Source organism: Agromyces albus, assembly GCF_030815405.1.
Lineage (GTDB): Bacteria > Actinomycetota > Actinomycetes > Actinomycetales > Microbacteriaceae > Agromyces > Agromyces albus_A.
This window is the reverse complement of record NZ_JAUSWX010000001.1, coordinates 3,295,580-3,309,828: the sequence shown is the minus strand read 5'-3', so window position 1 is coordinate 3,309,828 and position 14,249 is coordinate 3,295,580. Positions and strand designations below refer to the sequence as shown.

General features: G+C 70.2%; 10 protein-coding genes. 3 read left to right on the top strand and 7 right to left on the bottom strand.

All coding sequences use genetic code 11. The annotated features are described in order from the left end of the window. Window positions 1–18: 18 nt before the first annotated feature. Window positions 19–1,557 carry an MFS transporter gene (locus QFZ29_RS15620; RefSeq protein WP_306894960.1) on the bottom strand — a complete coding sequence of 513 codons (1,539 nt, stop codon included), beginning with the start codon at window positions 1,555–1,557 and terminating at the stop codon, window positions 19–21. Window positions 1,558–1,656: 99 nt separating this feature from the next. Between QFZ29_RS15620 and QFZ29_RS15615 the strand changes: the two genes are divergently transcribed. Next, window positions 1,657–2,331: a TetR/AcrR family transcriptional regulator gene (locus QFZ29_RS15615; protein WP_306894959.1), complete on the top strand. Its 675-nt coding sequence runs from the start codon at window positions 1,657–1,659 to the stop codon at window positions 2,329–2,331. A gap of 230 nt (window positions 2,332–2,561) precedes the next feature. On the opposite strand, the gene QFZ29_RS15610 is transcribed toward QFZ29_RS15615, so the two are convergent. Together QFZ29_RS15610 and QFZ29_RS15605 are read right to left on the bottom strand one after the other, a co-directional pair. Continuing rightward, window positions 2,562–4,106 carry a beta strand repeat-containing protein gene (locus QFZ29_RS15610; RefSeq protein ID WP_306894958.1) on the bottom strand — a complete coding sequence of 515 codons (1,545 nt, stop codon included), beginning with the start codon at window positions 4,104–4,106 and terminating at the stop codon, window positions 2,562–2,564. A 148-nt stretch (window positions 4,107–4,254) separates the two neighbouring features. Beyond that, complete coding sequence (locus tag QFZ29_RS15605) at window positions 4,255–5,244, bottom strand: hypothetical protein (RefSeq protein ID WP_306894957.1); 990 nt, start codon at window positions 5,242–5,244, stop codon at window positions 4,255–4,257. A 159-nt stretch (window positions 5,245–5,403) separates the two neighbouring features. Between QFZ29_RS15605 and QFZ29_RS15600 the strand changes: the two genes are divergently transcribed. Next, window positions 5,404–8,706 carry an efflux RND transporter permease subunit gene (locus tag QFZ29_RS15600; RefSeq protein ID WP_306894956.1) on the top strand — a complete coding sequence of 1,101 codons (3,303 nt, stop codon included), beginning with the start codon at window positions 5,404–5,406 and terminating at the stop codon, window positions 8,704–8,706. Here the strand turns inward: QFZ29_RS15600 and QFZ29_RS15595 are convergent. The 4 genes from QFZ29_RS15595 to fdhD form a co-directional block, all read right to left on the bottom strand. After that, window positions 8,703–9,995 (bottom strand): RNA polymerase sigma factor, encoded by a 1,293-nt coding sequence (locus QFZ29_RS15595; RefSeq protein ID WP_306894955.1) that lies wholly within the window; start codon window positions 9,993–9,995, stop codon window positions 8,703–8,705. The two genes, QFZ29_RS15600 and QFZ29_RS15595, sit on opposite strands and share 4 nt — an antisense overlap. Beyond that, entirely contained in the window at window positions 9,996–10,442 is a 447-nt protein-coding gene (locus QFZ29_RS15590; protein ID WP_306894954.1) for a YciI family protein, read from the bottom strand. Between the two features lie 108 nt (window positions 10,443–10,550). Further along, complete coding sequence (locus QFZ29_RS15585; RefSeq protein ID WP_306894953.1) at window positions 10,551–12,869, bottom strand: FdhF/YdeP family oxidoreductase; 2,319 nt, start codon at window positions 12,867–12,869, stop codon at window positions 10,551–10,553. Window position 12,870: 1 nt separating this feature from the next. Then, window positions 12,871–13,731: a formate dehydrogenase accessory sulfurtransferase FdhD gene (fdhD, locus tag QFZ29_RS15580; protein ID WP_306894952.1), complete on the bottom strand. Its 861-nt coding sequence runs from the start codon at window positions 13,729–13,731 to the stop codon at window positions 12,871–12,873. A 108-nt stretch (window positions 13,732–13,839) separates the two neighbouring features. Here fdhD and QFZ29_RS15575 point away from each other — a divergent pair, with 108 nt between their 5' ends. Beyond that, complete coding sequence (locus QFZ29_RS15575) at window positions 13,840–14,172, top strand: heavy-metal-associated domain-containing protein (RefSeq protein ID WP_306894951.1); 333 nt, start codon at window positions 13,840–13,842, stop codon at window positions 14,170–14,172. Window positions 14,173–14,249 lie beyond the last annotated feature (77 nt).

Sequence of the window (14,249 nt, the reverse complement as noted above, 5' to 3'; positions counted from 1 at the left end):
GTCGAGGCCGAGCCGGCGTCAGTGCACTATCGCCGGTTCGGCCTCGGAGGCGGCATCGGCCGACGTCGACGCGGCGACCGGCGCTGCATCCCGGGCCGTCGCGAGCGACAGGCCGTCGCCCCGGCGTCGGAAGAGCAGCGCCGCGACCACGCCGCCGAGCGCGAAGAATCCGGCGCCCCACCAGTACGCCACCGCATAGCTGTGGATCGCTGCCTCGGCCACCACGGCGTCGGTGGTCGGGGTGTGCGCCGTGAGGTAGCCGGTCGCCGCGGTGGCCGCGAGGGTGTTGAGGAGCGCGGTGCCGATCGATCCGCCGACCTGCTGGCTCGTGTTGACCATCGCGGAGGCGACGCCGGCGAACTCGCGGTCGACGCCGAGCGTCGCCGTCTGCATCGACGCCGGCATGATCGAACCCATGGCGAACCCGAGGATCATGAGCGGCGGCAGGATGTCGGCCGCGTACGCGGAGTCGGCGTTGAGCAGCGTGAAGTAGGCCATGGCGACCACGCCGAGCAGCATGCCGATCGGCACGATGACCTTCGGGCCGAACCGCGGCAGGAAGATATTCGTCGAGAGCTGGGCGGCGAGCACGAGCATCGCGATCATCGGCAGGAACGAGAAGCCGGTCTGCATCGGCGAGTAGTGCAGTGAGGTCTGCAGGTAGTAGGTGACGAAGAGGAAGATGCCGAACATGCCCGCGCCGGCGATCAGCACCGACACGTAGGCGGCACCGCGATTCCGGTCGAGCACGATCGAGAGCGGGAGCAGCGGATGCCTCGCGCGCAGCTGCCACAGCACGAACGCGACGAGCAGCACGCCCGAGGCGGCCAGCATCCCCCACGACAGCGGCGAGTCCCAGCCTTCGGTCTCGGCGTTCGAGAACCCGTAGACGAGGAGGAAGAGTGCGCCCGAGACGAGCACGGTTCCGGGCACGTCGAGCTTCGGCCGCGGACCCGTGCGGGCGATGTGACCCACGAAGATCATCGCGCCGATCACCGCGACAATCGCGATCGGAACGTTGATGTAGAGGTTCCAGCGCCAGTCGAGGGTCTCCGTGAGGAATCCGCCGAGCAGCAGGCCGATCGCGCCGCCGGCTCCCGCGATCGCGCCGAAGACGCCGAAGGCGCGGGCCCGCTCCTTGGGGATCGTGAAGGTCGTGGTGAGCACGGCGAGGGCGGTCGGTGCCAGCACGGCGGCGAATGCGCCCTGCAGCGCGCGGGCGCCCACGAGCATGCCGAAGGTCGTGGCTGCGCCGCCCAGGGCGGAGGCCGCAGCGAAGCCGATGAGCCCGATGATGAAGGTTCGCTTGCGGCCGACCAGGTCGGACAGGCGTCCGCCGAGCAGCAGCAGGCTGCCGAAGGCGAGGGAATAGGCCGTGATGATCCACTGGCGGTCGCCGTTGGAGAAGCCGAGGTCGGCCTGTGCGGCGGGCAGCGCGATGTTCACGACGGTCGCGTCGAGCACGACGATGAGCTGGGCAAGACCGACGGTGGCGAGGGTCCACCATCGACGCGAGGTCACCGCTGCTATGGGCGGAGCATCCGAAGTCTGAGTCATGGGCGCTACTATATACGAGACTCGAGAGTTCCGGATATCCCCGGTTCCTGAAGTAACATGACAGCAACACGACCACTTGCGAGAGACGGAGACGCCGCGATGACGCAGCACGATTCCATCGCTTCCGCTGCCGACGCGATCGACGCCACTCACGGTGCGATCGATGCGGCTCCCCGGCTCGGGCGCAAGCGCGACCACACGCGTGACCCCGAGATCCTCGCCGCAGCCATCGACGTGCTCGCCGAGACGGGCTTCGACGGCATGACCATCGACATGGTGGCCGCGCGCGCGAAAGCCGGCAAGGCGACCCTGTACCGGCGCTGGCCGTCGAAGGCCGACCTCGTGCTCGAAGCCGTCGCCTGCATGAAGGCGGCCGACCTGACGCCGGAGTCGCTGCCCGACACCGGTAGCCTGCGTGGCGATCTGGTTGCGCTGATCAAGCCGCGCTCGGTCGAAGAGGCCTCGAAGAAGATGCAGGTGATGGCCGGCCTCGTGGGGATGCTCTCGAGCACGCCCGAACTCGCCGAGGCCGCGAACGCCGCCATCGTCGAGCCGCGGGCGGCAATCAACCGGATGCTGCTCGAGCGCGCCATCCGACGCGGCGAGATCTCGCCCGAGTGCGACGTCGAGACGCTCGCGATCCTGATGCCCGCAATGGCGGCCTTTCGCACGCTGGTCCTGCGCAAGCCGGTCGACCGCGAGTTCTTCGTCTCGCTCATCGACGGGGTCCTCCTGCCGGCGGCCGGGGTGCCGCAGGGGCGACCAGCGACGTAACGTTCGCCCGTGGACCTTCGTCCCGACGCCTCTGGGGCTCTCCGCGAGGGTATTGATGAGGTGAGGCGGAGCGGCGGCGGGGGGACTGCCACCGCCCCGACCGGCCGCCAGAGGGGTTTCTGGCGACCTACCGTGCCGCCCTGGGGGCGCCGCGGAGCTTGAGGGGGCAGTGAGTGCCGCGGGGTGCTCCGGCACCGCCCGTCAGGGGCGGCGCCGGAGCTCACCGTGATTTACCGGCGCACTGCGAACCGGCGGAAGCCGACGAGCAGGAGCCCGGCGAACAGCGCGAGGGCTGCCACACCGAGACCCGTGAGGTCGGTGCCCGTGGCGGCGAGGGTCTTGGCCGCTACCGGGGTCGTGGTGCCTGATGCCACCGAGGAGGCGCTGCCGCGATCACCCGGCGTCGCCGGGTCCGTCGGGTCCGTGGGATCCGTGGGGTCCGTGGGATCGGTCGGGTCCGTGGGATCCGTGGGGTCCGTCGGGTCTGTCGGGTCCGTGGGATCGGTCGGGTCCGTGGGATCCGTGGGGTCCGTGGGATTCACGGTCGTCGTCGGGCCGTCGGTCGAACTGTCGCCGATCACTGAGATGGCGTTGCCGCCGATGGTGATGGGCACGGACAGTACGGGTACGAGCTGTGTTCCTCCGAGCAGCCCGCCCGATCCATCCGTTGTGGCCGAACCGCCCCCGGTTCGTGTGGCCACCACCGTTTCGGCATCCGTCGACTCGCTGTCGCCGATTCCCGAGATCGCGTTGCCGCCGACCGTCACCGGGAGACCGAGCGACGGCAGCACTTGCGTGCCACCGGCGATCCCGTCCTCGCCGGAGGTGGTGGCGTCGCCGCCGCCCGAGCCGCCGGAGGCGACCTGGGTCGTTGCGCCGTCGGTCGTCGAGTCGCCGATGCCCGAGATGGCGTTGCCGCCGACCGTCACCGGAACATTGCCGCCGATGATCGCCTGGGTGCCGCCGGCGATGCCGTCTTCACCCGAGGTCGACGCGTTGCCTGCGTCACCCGAGCCGCCGGATGCCACTGCGGTGTCGGCGCCGCTGCTGTTGCTGTCGCCGATGACCGAGACGGCGTTGCCGCCGACCGTGACGGGTGCGCCGATGCCGCCGACCACCTGGGTGCCGCCGGCGATGCCGTCCTCGCCCGAGGTCGACGCGCTGCTTGCGTCACCTGAGCCCGAATCTGCGCCGGGTGCAACGGCCGTGCCTGCGCCCTCGCTCGACGAGTCGCCGATGACCGAGATGGCGTTGCCGCCCACGGTGACCGGAACCGACACGTTGACGAGGCCCTGCGTGCCGCCGAGCAGCGAGTCGGAGCCGCTGGTCTCAGCCGCGCCCGCCTCCTGGCCGGATGCCGCCGGAGCGACCGCGGTGCCCGCGTCGCTCGACGAGCTGTCGCCGATGACCGAGATGGCGTTGCCGCCCACGGTGACCGGAACCGACACGTCGACGAGCGCCTGCGTACCCGAAGCGACGCCGTCGTCACCGGAGGTGACGGCGACGGGTTCGGCTGGGGTGGCGGCGGCGACGGGTGCAGCGGCACCGCCGTTGTCGACTACGGTCGCGGCATCCGACGACGACGAGTCCCCGAGGAGGGAGATCGCGTTGCCGCTGACCGTGACCGGGAGTTCGATCGAGATTCCCGCTTGGGATCCCGACAGGATGCCGTCGTCGCCGCTCGTGTCCGAGGCGTGTGCGACGCCGGCTCCGAGGAGCGTGAGCCCCCCGGCGAAGAGGGTCGCGTAGAGCGCCCTCAGAGCAAATCGTTTCATGGGTAAGTCTCCTGACTGATGGGTTTCGTCGCTCCCGGGCGGGAGCGTTGACCGTGTCCGCCTTCGGGGAGGCGGGGCGGTCCCCGTCAGTCAGGTGAGGAGTCGGTGTCGTAGACCGGTGACGACGGCAGCTCGTCGTCGACCGGAGTCAACACCAGCGACGCGAGCGCGTCGAGTTCGAGCGCGGCGAGGGCCCCGTCGGAAGCGCCGGATGCCCCGCGGTGCCGGGCGAGCCGGCGCCGGCGGAACCGGAGGAGCGTGCAGGTGCGCCGGGCATGCTCACAGGCGGCAGGTCGCCGCCTGATGGAGCGCCGTAACCGGCGGGTGTCGTGCTGGAAGGCCCCGAAGACGGGGTGAACGTTCCGAGGGAGCCGAGCGAGTCGGCCGTGGTTCCGGGCGGCGCACCGGGCAGCGTCGTGCCCGGTGGACTGCCGGGTGGATTGACGGGCGACGCCGGAAGCACTTCGCCGGGAGAGCCCGGCAGGAATGGGAGATCGGGAGGCGTGGGAAGCAGTCCGGTGCCGTCGGTGGGCAACTCGCCGATCGTTCCGACGGCGCCGCCGACGACCGTGCCGAGGGTGTCGTCGACGACACCGGTGACCGGGCCGAGCACACCGCCGAGCGTGTTGTCGCCGAGGATTCCGCCCACGATCGGGAGGCTGCCGACGACGCCGTCGACGAGTCCGGTGACGGGAGTGACGATGCCGCTGACCGTATCGCCGGCGAGGTCGGAGACCGTCGCGGTGAGACCGTTCACGAGCGTTCCGACGGCGATGTTGGCGCCGGAGATCGTGCTGTTCGCGACATCCGTCACGCCGCCGACGACGGGCGCGACAGCAGCCACGGGCGCGGGTGCTGCGGGTGCCGGGACGGGCGCGGGAGGCGCGACAGGAGCAGGTGCAGGAGCAGGCGCCGGGGCAGGGGCAGGTGCAGGAGCCGGCGCGGCCGGCGCCGTGCCGACGACGCCGCCGAGCGTGTTGCCGACGGTGGTCGTGACGCCGCCGAGCACCGAGCCGACGGTTCCGAGGAGGCCGTTGCGATCCTGCTCGTCGGCCGAGGCGCTCGAGGAGCTCGCGAAGAGGCTCACGGCGAGCCAGGCGACCGAGAACCCGGTGGCCATGAGGGCAAGACGAAGCACCGGCATTCGCCGTTCAGCTTGCGCCTTGGATACCTCCACAAGACCCCCGGGTTGTCGTTTGGCACACTACCTCGCGTTTCTCCGGGCCGTCTATCCCCCCAGAAGGGGGGACCCACTGTTCCGTAACATGACGATCCTTCAGACTGCGAGAATCGTGCAATGCACCTGCTTGCCGCGCTCAGCATGAAGAACCGCGCGCTCATCGCCCTGATCACCGTCGTCGTCGCGATCTTCGGTGGGATCTCGCTCTCGAGCCTCAAGCAGGAGCTGGCGCCGTCGATCGAGTTCCCGCAGCTCTCGATCGTCACGTCGTATCCCGGCGCGTCGCCCGACGTCGTGAACACCGACGTGTCGACCCCGATCGAGACCGCGATCCAGGGCATCACCGGACTCGAGTCGACCTCGACGACGAGCTCCACCGGCCTCTCGCGCGTCATCGCGAGCTTCACCTACGGCACCGACCTGGCGTTCGCCGAGCAGAAGCTGCTCTCGTCGGTGAACCGCATCGCGGGCGAGTTGCCCGACGACGTCGACCCCCAGGTGCTCGCCCTCAGCCTCGACGACTTCCCCGTCATCCAGGTCGCCGTCACGGGCGCCGACGATGTGAGCGCGCTCTCCGACGAGATCGATCGCACGACCCTCGGCGAGCTCCGCGACCTCGATGGCGTGCGTGACGCGACCCTCGTCGGCGACGTCGGGCAACGGGTCACGATCACCCCGAATCCCGAGGCACTCGCCGCGCGCAGCATCACCGAGCAGTCGATCCGCGACGCGCTGGCGCAGAACGGGCTGCTCGTGCCCGCCGGCGCGATCAGCGAGGGCGACACGACGTTCGCCGTGCAGTCCGGCGCCGTGCTCGAGAGCGTCGAGGACATCGCCGCCCTACCGGTGCTCGGTGCGACCGAGCAGCAGGAGGTTCCGGATGCCGCGGAGGGCGTCGCGGAGGGCGACCCCGACGCCGACCCCGACGCCGACCCCGCCACGGTGACCGTGCCCGTGGCGGCGACGATCGCCGACGTGGCATCCGTCGACCTCACCGACAACCCGGTCACGAGCATCTCTCGCGTGAACGGCGAGCCCGCCCTGACGATCGCCGTCACGAAGCTGCCCGCTGCCAACACGGTCGAGGTGTCGCACGCCGTGCGTGCGCTGCTGCCCGACCTCGAGGCGGGGCTCGACACCACCAATCCCGGCGCGACCTTCACGGTCGTCTTCGACCAGGCGCCCTACATCGAGCAGTCGATCGAGTCGCTCGCGACCGAGGGAATGCTCGGGCTGCTGTTCGCGGTGATCGTGATCCTCGTGTTCCTGCTGTCGGTGCGGGCGACCCTCGTGACGGCGATCTCGATTCCGACGTCGGTGCTCATCACGTTCATCGGCCTGCAGGCCGCCGACTACACCCTCAACATCCTGACCCTCGGCGCGCTCACGATCGCGATCGGGCGTGTGGTCGACGACTCGATCGTCGTCATCGAGAACATCAAGCGCCATCTCGTCGAGGGTGTCGACAAGGTGTCGACGATCGTGCACGCGGTGCGTGAGGTCGCGGGCGCGATCACGGCGTCGACGATCACGACCGTCGCCGTGTTCCTGCCCATCGCCCTCGTCGAGGGCGTCACGGGGGAGCTGTTCCGGCCGTTCTCGCTCACGGTGACGATCGCGCTGCTCGCCTCGCTGCTCGTCTCGCTCACGATCGTGCCCGTGCTCGCGTACTGGTTCCTGAAGCCCGCGAAACTCCACAAGCACGAAGAGGATGAGGCGGATGTCGCCGCTGCGGCGTTCGTCGACGACGTGTGGCTCGCCCCCGCCCTTCGGGACCCCGACGGGAACCCACGCCTCAAGGTGCCGGCGAAGCCCGCGGGGTCGCGGCCCGCCGCGACACGGACGCCGGCGGTCGACGAGCTCGAGCACCCGTCGCGCCTGCAGCGCGGCTACCTGCCGATCATCGCGTGGACCCTGCGGCACGGAGTCGTGACGATCATCGTCGCCGTGCTGATCCTCGGCGGCACGATCGCGCTCCTGCCGTTCATGAAGACGAACTTCCTCGGCTCGTCAGGGCAGAACACCTTCCGGGTCTCGCAGGAGCTGCCGGTCGGCACGAGCCTCGAGGCCCTCGACGACGCCTCCCGATCGGTGGAGCAGGCCATTCGCGGCACCGATGGCGTCGAGACCGTGCAGACCTCGATCGGCTCGAGCGGTCGCGGCCTCGCGGCGGCCTTCGGCGGCGGGGCGAGCTCCATCACCTACTCGGTCACCACAGACGAGAGCGCCGACCAGGAGGCGCTGCAGGCGTCGGTTCGGGGCGAGCTCGACGCGCTCGACGACATCGGCGACGTGACGCTCACCGCGTCGAGCGGCTTCGGCGCCTCGACCGACATCGAGGTCGATGTCACCGCGTCGAACGCCGAGGACCTCCAGTCGGCGACCGCGGCCGTGGAGGAAGAACTCGACGAACTCGACTCGCTCGCGCAGACCGCGTCGAACCTGTCGGAGTCGCGGCGCTACATCGCCATCGAGGTGCACCGTGACGACGCAGCCGCCGCGGGCTACAGCGAGGTCGCGCTCGGCGGCCTGGTCTCGGCCGCGATGCAACCGCAATCGTCGGGTTCGGTGGTGATCGACGAGAAGACGCTCACGATCTACCTCGCGAGCGACGACCCGCCAACCACGGTCGGGGAGCTGTCGGCGCTCGAGGTGCCGACGCCGGAAGGGCTCGTGTCGCTCGATTCGCTCGCGACGGTCGCGGAGGTCGACGGCCCGTCATCCGTCACGACCGTGCAGAGCCTGCGCAGCGCCACCATCTCGGCCACGCCCGACGACGACGACCTCGGCACCGCGAGCGCCGAGGTGTCGGCTGCGATCGCCGCCGCCGACCTGCCCGCCGGAGCGACCGCCTCGATCGGCGGTGTCTCCGCCGACCAGGCCGAGTCGTTCTCGCAGCTCGGGCTCGCACTGCTCGCGGCGATCCTCATCGTGTACATCGTGATGGTCGCGACGTTCCGCTCGCTCCTGCAGCCGCTCCTGCTGCTCGTCTCGGTGCCGTTCGCGGCAACGGGTGCGATCGCGCTGCAGGTCGCCACGGGCATCCCGCTCGGCGTCGCCTCGCTCGTCGGTGTGCTCATGCTCGTGGGCATCGTGGTGACGAACGCGATCGTGCTCGTCGACCTCGTGAACCAGTACCGCGATCGGGGCATGCCGGTGCGCGACGCCCTGGTGCACGGCGCATCCCGTCGACTGCGGCCGATCCTCATGACCGCGCTCGCGACGATCTTCGCGCTCCTGCCGATGGCACTCGGCATCACGGGCACCGGCGGTTTCATCTCGCAGCCGCTCGCGCTCGTCGTGATCGGCGGGCTCGTCTCGTCGACGGCGCTCACGCTCATCGTGCTGCCCGTGCTCTACAGCCTCGTCGAGGGCGGGCGTGAACGTCGTGCTGCACAGCGCCGCGGCGCCGGCGCCTAGCGCGGGAGCGCGGCCGCCTTCGCGAGGAGCGCCTCGCGCTCGCGCTCGTTTCCGGTGAGTCGCGCGGCGGCCTCGAGCTCGAGACGGGCCTCGCCGGCGCGACCGAGGCGCGCGAGCAACTCGCCGCGCACCGCGGGCAGCGGCGCATACCCGGCGAGCCTGCCACCGGCGACGAGCGCGTCGACGATGCGGAGCGCCGACGCCGGCCCCGTCGACATGGCGACCGCGACCGAGCGGTTCAGTTCGACGACGGGCGACGGCGCGAGCTGTCCGAGTGCCTCGTAGAGCAACACGATGCGGGCCCAGTCGGTGTCGTCGACGGATGCCGCGACGGCATGGCACTCGGCGATCGCCGCCTGCAGTCCGTAGGCGCCGCGGCCCCGGCCGATCCGGTCGGCTCGGGCGAGCGCCTCGCGACCGCGGGCGATCTGCGAGCGGTCCCAGCGGGAGCGGTCCTGCTCGTCGAGGGGGATCGGAGTGCCGTCGCGCTTGGTGCGGGCCGCGAAGCGCGACGCGGTGAACTCCATGAGGGCGACGAGCGATTGCGCCTCGGGCTCGCGCGGCATGAGGCTCGCGACCATGCGGGCGAGCCGAAGGGCCTCGGCCGAGATGTCGGGTCGCACCCAGGCCTCGCCCGTTGCCGGCAGGTAGCCCTCGTTGAAGATCAGGTACAGCACCTGCAGCACGGACGCCAGCCGCTCGGCGTACTCGTTCGGCTCGGGCACCTCGAACGGCACCTTCGCCGCGGCGAGGGTCTTCTTGGCGCGCACGATGCGCTGCTGGATCGTCGCGGTCGGCACGAGGAACGCGCGGGCGATCTCCTCGCTCGAGAGGCCGCCGACGATGCGGAGGGTCAGCGCGATCTGTGCCTCACGCGAGAGCACCGGGTGGCACGACACGAAGATGAGGCGCAGGATGTCGTCGTCGATCGTGTCGGGGTCCCAGAAGGTGTCGTCGCCCTCGTGCTGTTCGAGGTCGCGGGCCAGGGCGGCGTATCGCTCGTCGAGCCGCTCGCGGCGGCGCCATCCGTCGATCGCCCGGCGCTTGGCCACGGCCGTGAGCCATGCGCCCGGGTTGTTCGGCACGCCCTCGTCGGGCCATTGCCGCAGGGCCTCGACGAGCGCCTCCTGTGCGAGGTCCTCGGCCTGGCCGACGTCTCCGACGAAGCGCGTGAGCGTCGCGACGATGCGGGCCGACTCGATGCGCCACACGGCTGCGACGGCGCGCCGGGCGCGATCGGCGGCGTCATTCGCCTGGCCGATCGCGCCCGCGGCATCCGATTCGTTCATTCAGGCGTTCGCTTCACCGCTCGGTGCCGCGAGCCGACCCTCGGCCTCTTCGCGCCAGCCGGCTTCCTTCTGGATCCACTCGTTGTCTTGGGGGAAGTCCTCGAGCTCGTGGACGCGACGGACCTCGAGCTTCGCTCCCGGGCCGAGGGGGCAGCGCTTGGCCCACTCGGCGGCCTCTTCGGGGCTCGAGGCCTGGATGATCCAGAAGCCGTTGAAGAGCTCCTTCGTCTCGCCGTAGGGGCCGTCGGTGACGACGGGCGGGGTGGAGTCGAAGTCGACGACGAAGCCCTCCTTGGCGTCGGCGAGGCCCTCGCCCGCGAGCAGCACGCCCGCCTTGATGAGCGACTCGTTGTAGGCGCCCATCGCCGCGATGACCTCGTTGAAGTCGATCTCCTCGTACGCCTCGACGGCTGCGTCGGTGGCCCGCATGATCAGCATGTACTTCATGGTCGTTCTCCTTTGTGGGGAGGGGGCCGAAGTGCCCGCCTCACTCTGGCGTCGAACGGGCGAGGGCCGGATCGACATCCGTCTCGAACTTTTTCTCCGGCCATGTTTTCACGAGCGTGGGCTTCGCACATGGCCGACTTCGAGGCGCACGATCACCGCCTTCGAAACCGGTGTGTTGCTCTCCTCCGCGGCGCTCTCGAGCGGCACGAGCACGTTCGCCTCGGGGTAGTACGCCGCCGCGCACCCCCGCGCCGTCGGGTACGCGACGATGCGCTGGTTGGGCAGCACCCGGTCGGGCTGGCCCGGCCACTCGCTGACCACGTCGACGCGCTGTCCGTCGTGGAGCCCGAGCTCGGCCAGGTCGTCGGGGTTGACGAAGACGACGTCGCGGCCCTTCTTGATGCCGCGGTACCGGTCGTTGAGGCTGTAGATCGTCGTGTTGAACTGGTCGTGCGATCGGAGCGTCTGCAGGATCAGCCGGCCCGGCGGCCGCTCGAGGTGCTCGAGCTCGTTGACCGTGATGATCGCCTTGCCCGCCGGGGTGTCGAACCGGCGCTCGTCGCGCGGGCCGTTCGGGAGGATGAATCCGTCCTTGCGCCGCACGTCGGCGTTGAACGACTCGAAACCCGGCACGACTCGCGAGATGCGATCGCGGATCAGGTCGTAGTCGGCCTCGAACTCCCGCCACGGGATCTCGTGCCGGTCGCCGAGCGTCGCCGACGCCAGCCGGCAGACGATCGCGATCTCCGACAGCAGGCCCGGCGCGACCGGCGGTAGCGCGCCGTGGCTCGCATGCACGGCGCACACGCTGTCTTCAACGGACACGAATTGCGGATGCCCCTGCTGGAGGTCGATCTCGGTGCGACCCAGCGTCGGCAGGATGAGCGCCTCCTCGCCCGTCACGACGTGCGAGCGATTGAGCTTGGTCGACACCTGCACCGTGAGCTTCGCGCCGCGCATCGCCGCCTCCGCGACCGCGGTGTCGGAGATGGCGCCCACGAAGTTGCCGCCCATCGCGAAGAACACCTCGATCTCGCCGTCGCGCAGTCCGTGGACCGTCTGCAGGGCGTCGGCACCGTGCCGACGCGGCACCGGGAAGCGGAACTCCTGCTCGAGCGCCGAGAGGAACCGCTCTGGCATCCGCTCCCAGATGCCCATCGTTCGGTCGCCCTGCACGTTGCTGTGGCCGCGGATGGGCGAGGCGCCCGCGCCCGGCTTGCCGATGTTGCCGCGGAGCAGCAGGAGGTTGACGATCTCCCTGATGGTGGCGACGGCCTTCTTCTGCTGCGTGAGGCCCATCGCCCACGTGATGATCACCCGGTCGGCCGCGAGGTACTCGCCGGCCAGGTCGTCGATCTCTTGCGAGGCGAGCCCGGTGGCCGCGAGCACGGCCCCCTCGTCGAGGCCGGCGAGGTGGATGCGGAACTCGTCGAGCCCGACGGTGTGCGCGGCGAGGAAGTCGTGGTCGAGCACGGTGCCCGGCGCGGCGTCCTCGGCCGCGAGCACGCGCTGCGAGACCGCCTGCAGCAGCGCCATGTCGCCGCCGGCCCGGATCTGGAGGAACCGGTCGGCGATCTCGGTGCCCTTGCCGAGGATGCCGCGCACCTTCTGCGGATTCTTGTAGCGGATGAGCCCCGCCTCGGGGAGCACGTTCACCGAGACGACCCTGCCACCGTTGCGCTTCGTCTCCTCGAGCGCCGTCAGCATGCGCGGGTGGTTCGTGCCGGGGTTCTGGCCCATCACGATGACGAGATCGGCCTTCGCGAAGTCGTCGTAGGCCACCGTCGACTTACCGATGCCGATGGTCGCCGTGAGCGCGGTGCCGGTGGACTCGTGGCACATGTTCGAGCAGTCGGGCAGGTTGTTCGTGCCGAAGGCGCGCACGAACACCTGGTAGAGGAACGCCGCCTCGTTCGAGGTGCGGCCGCTCGTGTAGAACGCGGCGCGGTCTGGCGAGTCGAGTGCCTTCAGGCGCTCCGCGATCAGGCGGAACGCCTCGTGCCACGAGATCGGCTCGTAGTGGTCGGATCCGGCACGCTTGACCACGGGCTCGGTGAGACGGCCCTGCCGGCCGAGCCAGTACTCGCCCTTGTCGGCCAGCGAGCTGATCGGATGCTCCGCCCAGAACGACCGGGGCACGGTGATGGGCGTGGCCTCCCACGTCGTGGCCTTCATGCCGTTCTCGCAGAACTCGAGCACGTTGCGGTGACCCGGATCGGGCCACGCGCAGCTCATGCAGTCGAAGCCGTCCTTCTGGTTGATCGCGAGCGCGAGCCGGGCCGTGCGGGCGGGACCCATCTTCGCGAGCGCCGGCTCCATCGAGTGCAGGATCCCGGGCACGCCCACCGCCCACTGCTTGGCGGGGTGGACCTCGAGGTCGGGGTAGGGGCTGGGTGGGTCGGTCGGTTCGATCGTCGGGTCGGTCACGTCAGTGCTGCTCCACGGTCTGCTGCTCCACGGTCTGCTGTTCCACGAGAATGCGCTCCGCGCCCGCGTAGATCACCATCGACTCGCCGCGGAGGAAGCCCACGAGCGTCAGTCCGGCATCCTTTGCGTGCTCGACCGCGAGCGACGAGGGTGCTGATACGGCCGCGAGCACCGGGATGCCCGCCATCGACGCCTTCTGCGTCAGCTCGAAGCTCGCCCGCCCCGACACCTGGAGCACCATCCCGCGCAAGGGAAGCCGCCCCTCCCGTTCCGCCCAGCCGATGACCTTGTCGACCGCGTTGTGGCGACCCACGTCCTCCCGGAGCACGAGGAGCTCGCCGGTGCTGCCGTCGAAGAGCGCAGCGGCGTGCAGTCCGCCGGTCTTCTCGAAGACCTCCTGCCCGGCCCGCAGCTGCTCGGGGAGGGTGATGAGCAGGGCCGGGTCGACGCGCAGGTCGTCGTCGATCGGGTAGGCCGAGCGAGTGCGGACGGCGTCGATGCTCGCCTTGCCGCAGACGCCGCACGAACTCGTCATGAAGAAGCTGCGCTGGATCGAGGCATCCGGGTTCGGAACATCCGGCGCGAGCGTGAGGTCGAGCACGTTGTAGGTGTTCACGCCATCGGGCCCGGCGCAGTGGATGGCCGCCGCGACCTGGTCGCCGCGCACGATCACGCCTTCGGAGAGCAGGAAGCCGACGGCGAGGTCGACGTCGTGGCCGGGCGTGCGCATCGTCACCGCGAGCGGCGTTCCGCCGACGCGCAGCTCGAGCGGCTCCTCGACCGCGAGCAGGTCTTCGCGTCGGGAAACCGTGCCGCCGACCGTGACCCGCGTGACCCGCGTCCTCGCGGTGATCCTGCCCATGCCCTCCTGCCTATCACGGATGTCGCGTCCGCGTGCACGAGGTCGCGATTGCGGCATCCATACCCCAGTGGGGTATGGTTGACCAGGATTTCGACGAAAGGACCCGCGATGACCCTCATCCCCGAAGGCCGCACCGAACTGACGCTCGCGACCGAGGCCTGCTCGTGCTGCGCCACCGATTCGCAGGGCGTGTCGATCGAGGTGCGCACGGATGCCGCGGCATCCGCCTATCGGGCCGAGTTCGGCGTCATGGGCATGACGTGCTCGAGCTGCGTGCGGCATGTGACCGAGGAGCTCACCGCCCTCGACGGCGTCGACGGCGTCGATGTCGCACTCAACGTCGGCGGAGTCTCGACGGTCACCCTGCAGAGCTCGGTTCCGCTCGATGACGCGGCCGTGGAGGCCGCCGTCTCGGAAGCCGGCTACGAGGTCGTGGCCTGACCGCCTCGGCACCGAATGCCAGTTGTGGCCGCTTCCCACGCAGGGAGGCGGCCACAACTGGCAACTCGCCGACTTGC

Coding starts and splice junctions, on each gene's coding strand:
- QFZ29_RS15620 (WP_306894960.1), bottom strand. CDS start 1,557: ATGACTCAGACTTCGGATGCTCCGCCCATAGCAGCGGTGACCTCGCGT.
- fdhD (WP_306894952.1), bottom strand. CDS start 13,731: ATGGGCAGGATCACCGCGAGGACGCGGGTCACGCGGGTCACGGTCGGC.
- QFZ29_RS15610 (WP_306894958.1), bottom strand. CDS start 4,106: ATGAAACGATTTGCTCTGAGGGCGCTCTACGCGACCCTCTTCGCCGGG.
- QFZ29_RS15595 (WP_306894955.1), bottom strand. CDS start 9,995: ATGAACGAATCGGATGCCGCGGGCGCGATCGGCCAGGCGAATGACGCC.
- QFZ29_RS15615 (WP_306894959.1), top strand. CDS start 1,657: ATGACGCAGCACGATTCCATCGCTTCCGCTGCCGACGCGATCGACGCC.
- QFZ29_RS15575 (WP_306894951.1), top strand. CDS start 13,840: ATGACCCTCATCCCCGAAGGCCGCACCGAACTGACGCTCGCGACCGAG.
- QFZ29_RS15600 (WP_306894956.1), top strand. CDS start 5,404: ATGCACCTGCTTGCCGCGCTCAGCATGAAGAACCGCGCGCTCATCGCC.
- QFZ29_RS15590 (WP_306894954.1), bottom strand. CDS start 10,442: ATGAAGTACATGCTGATCATGCGGGCCACCGACGCAGCCGTCGAGGCG.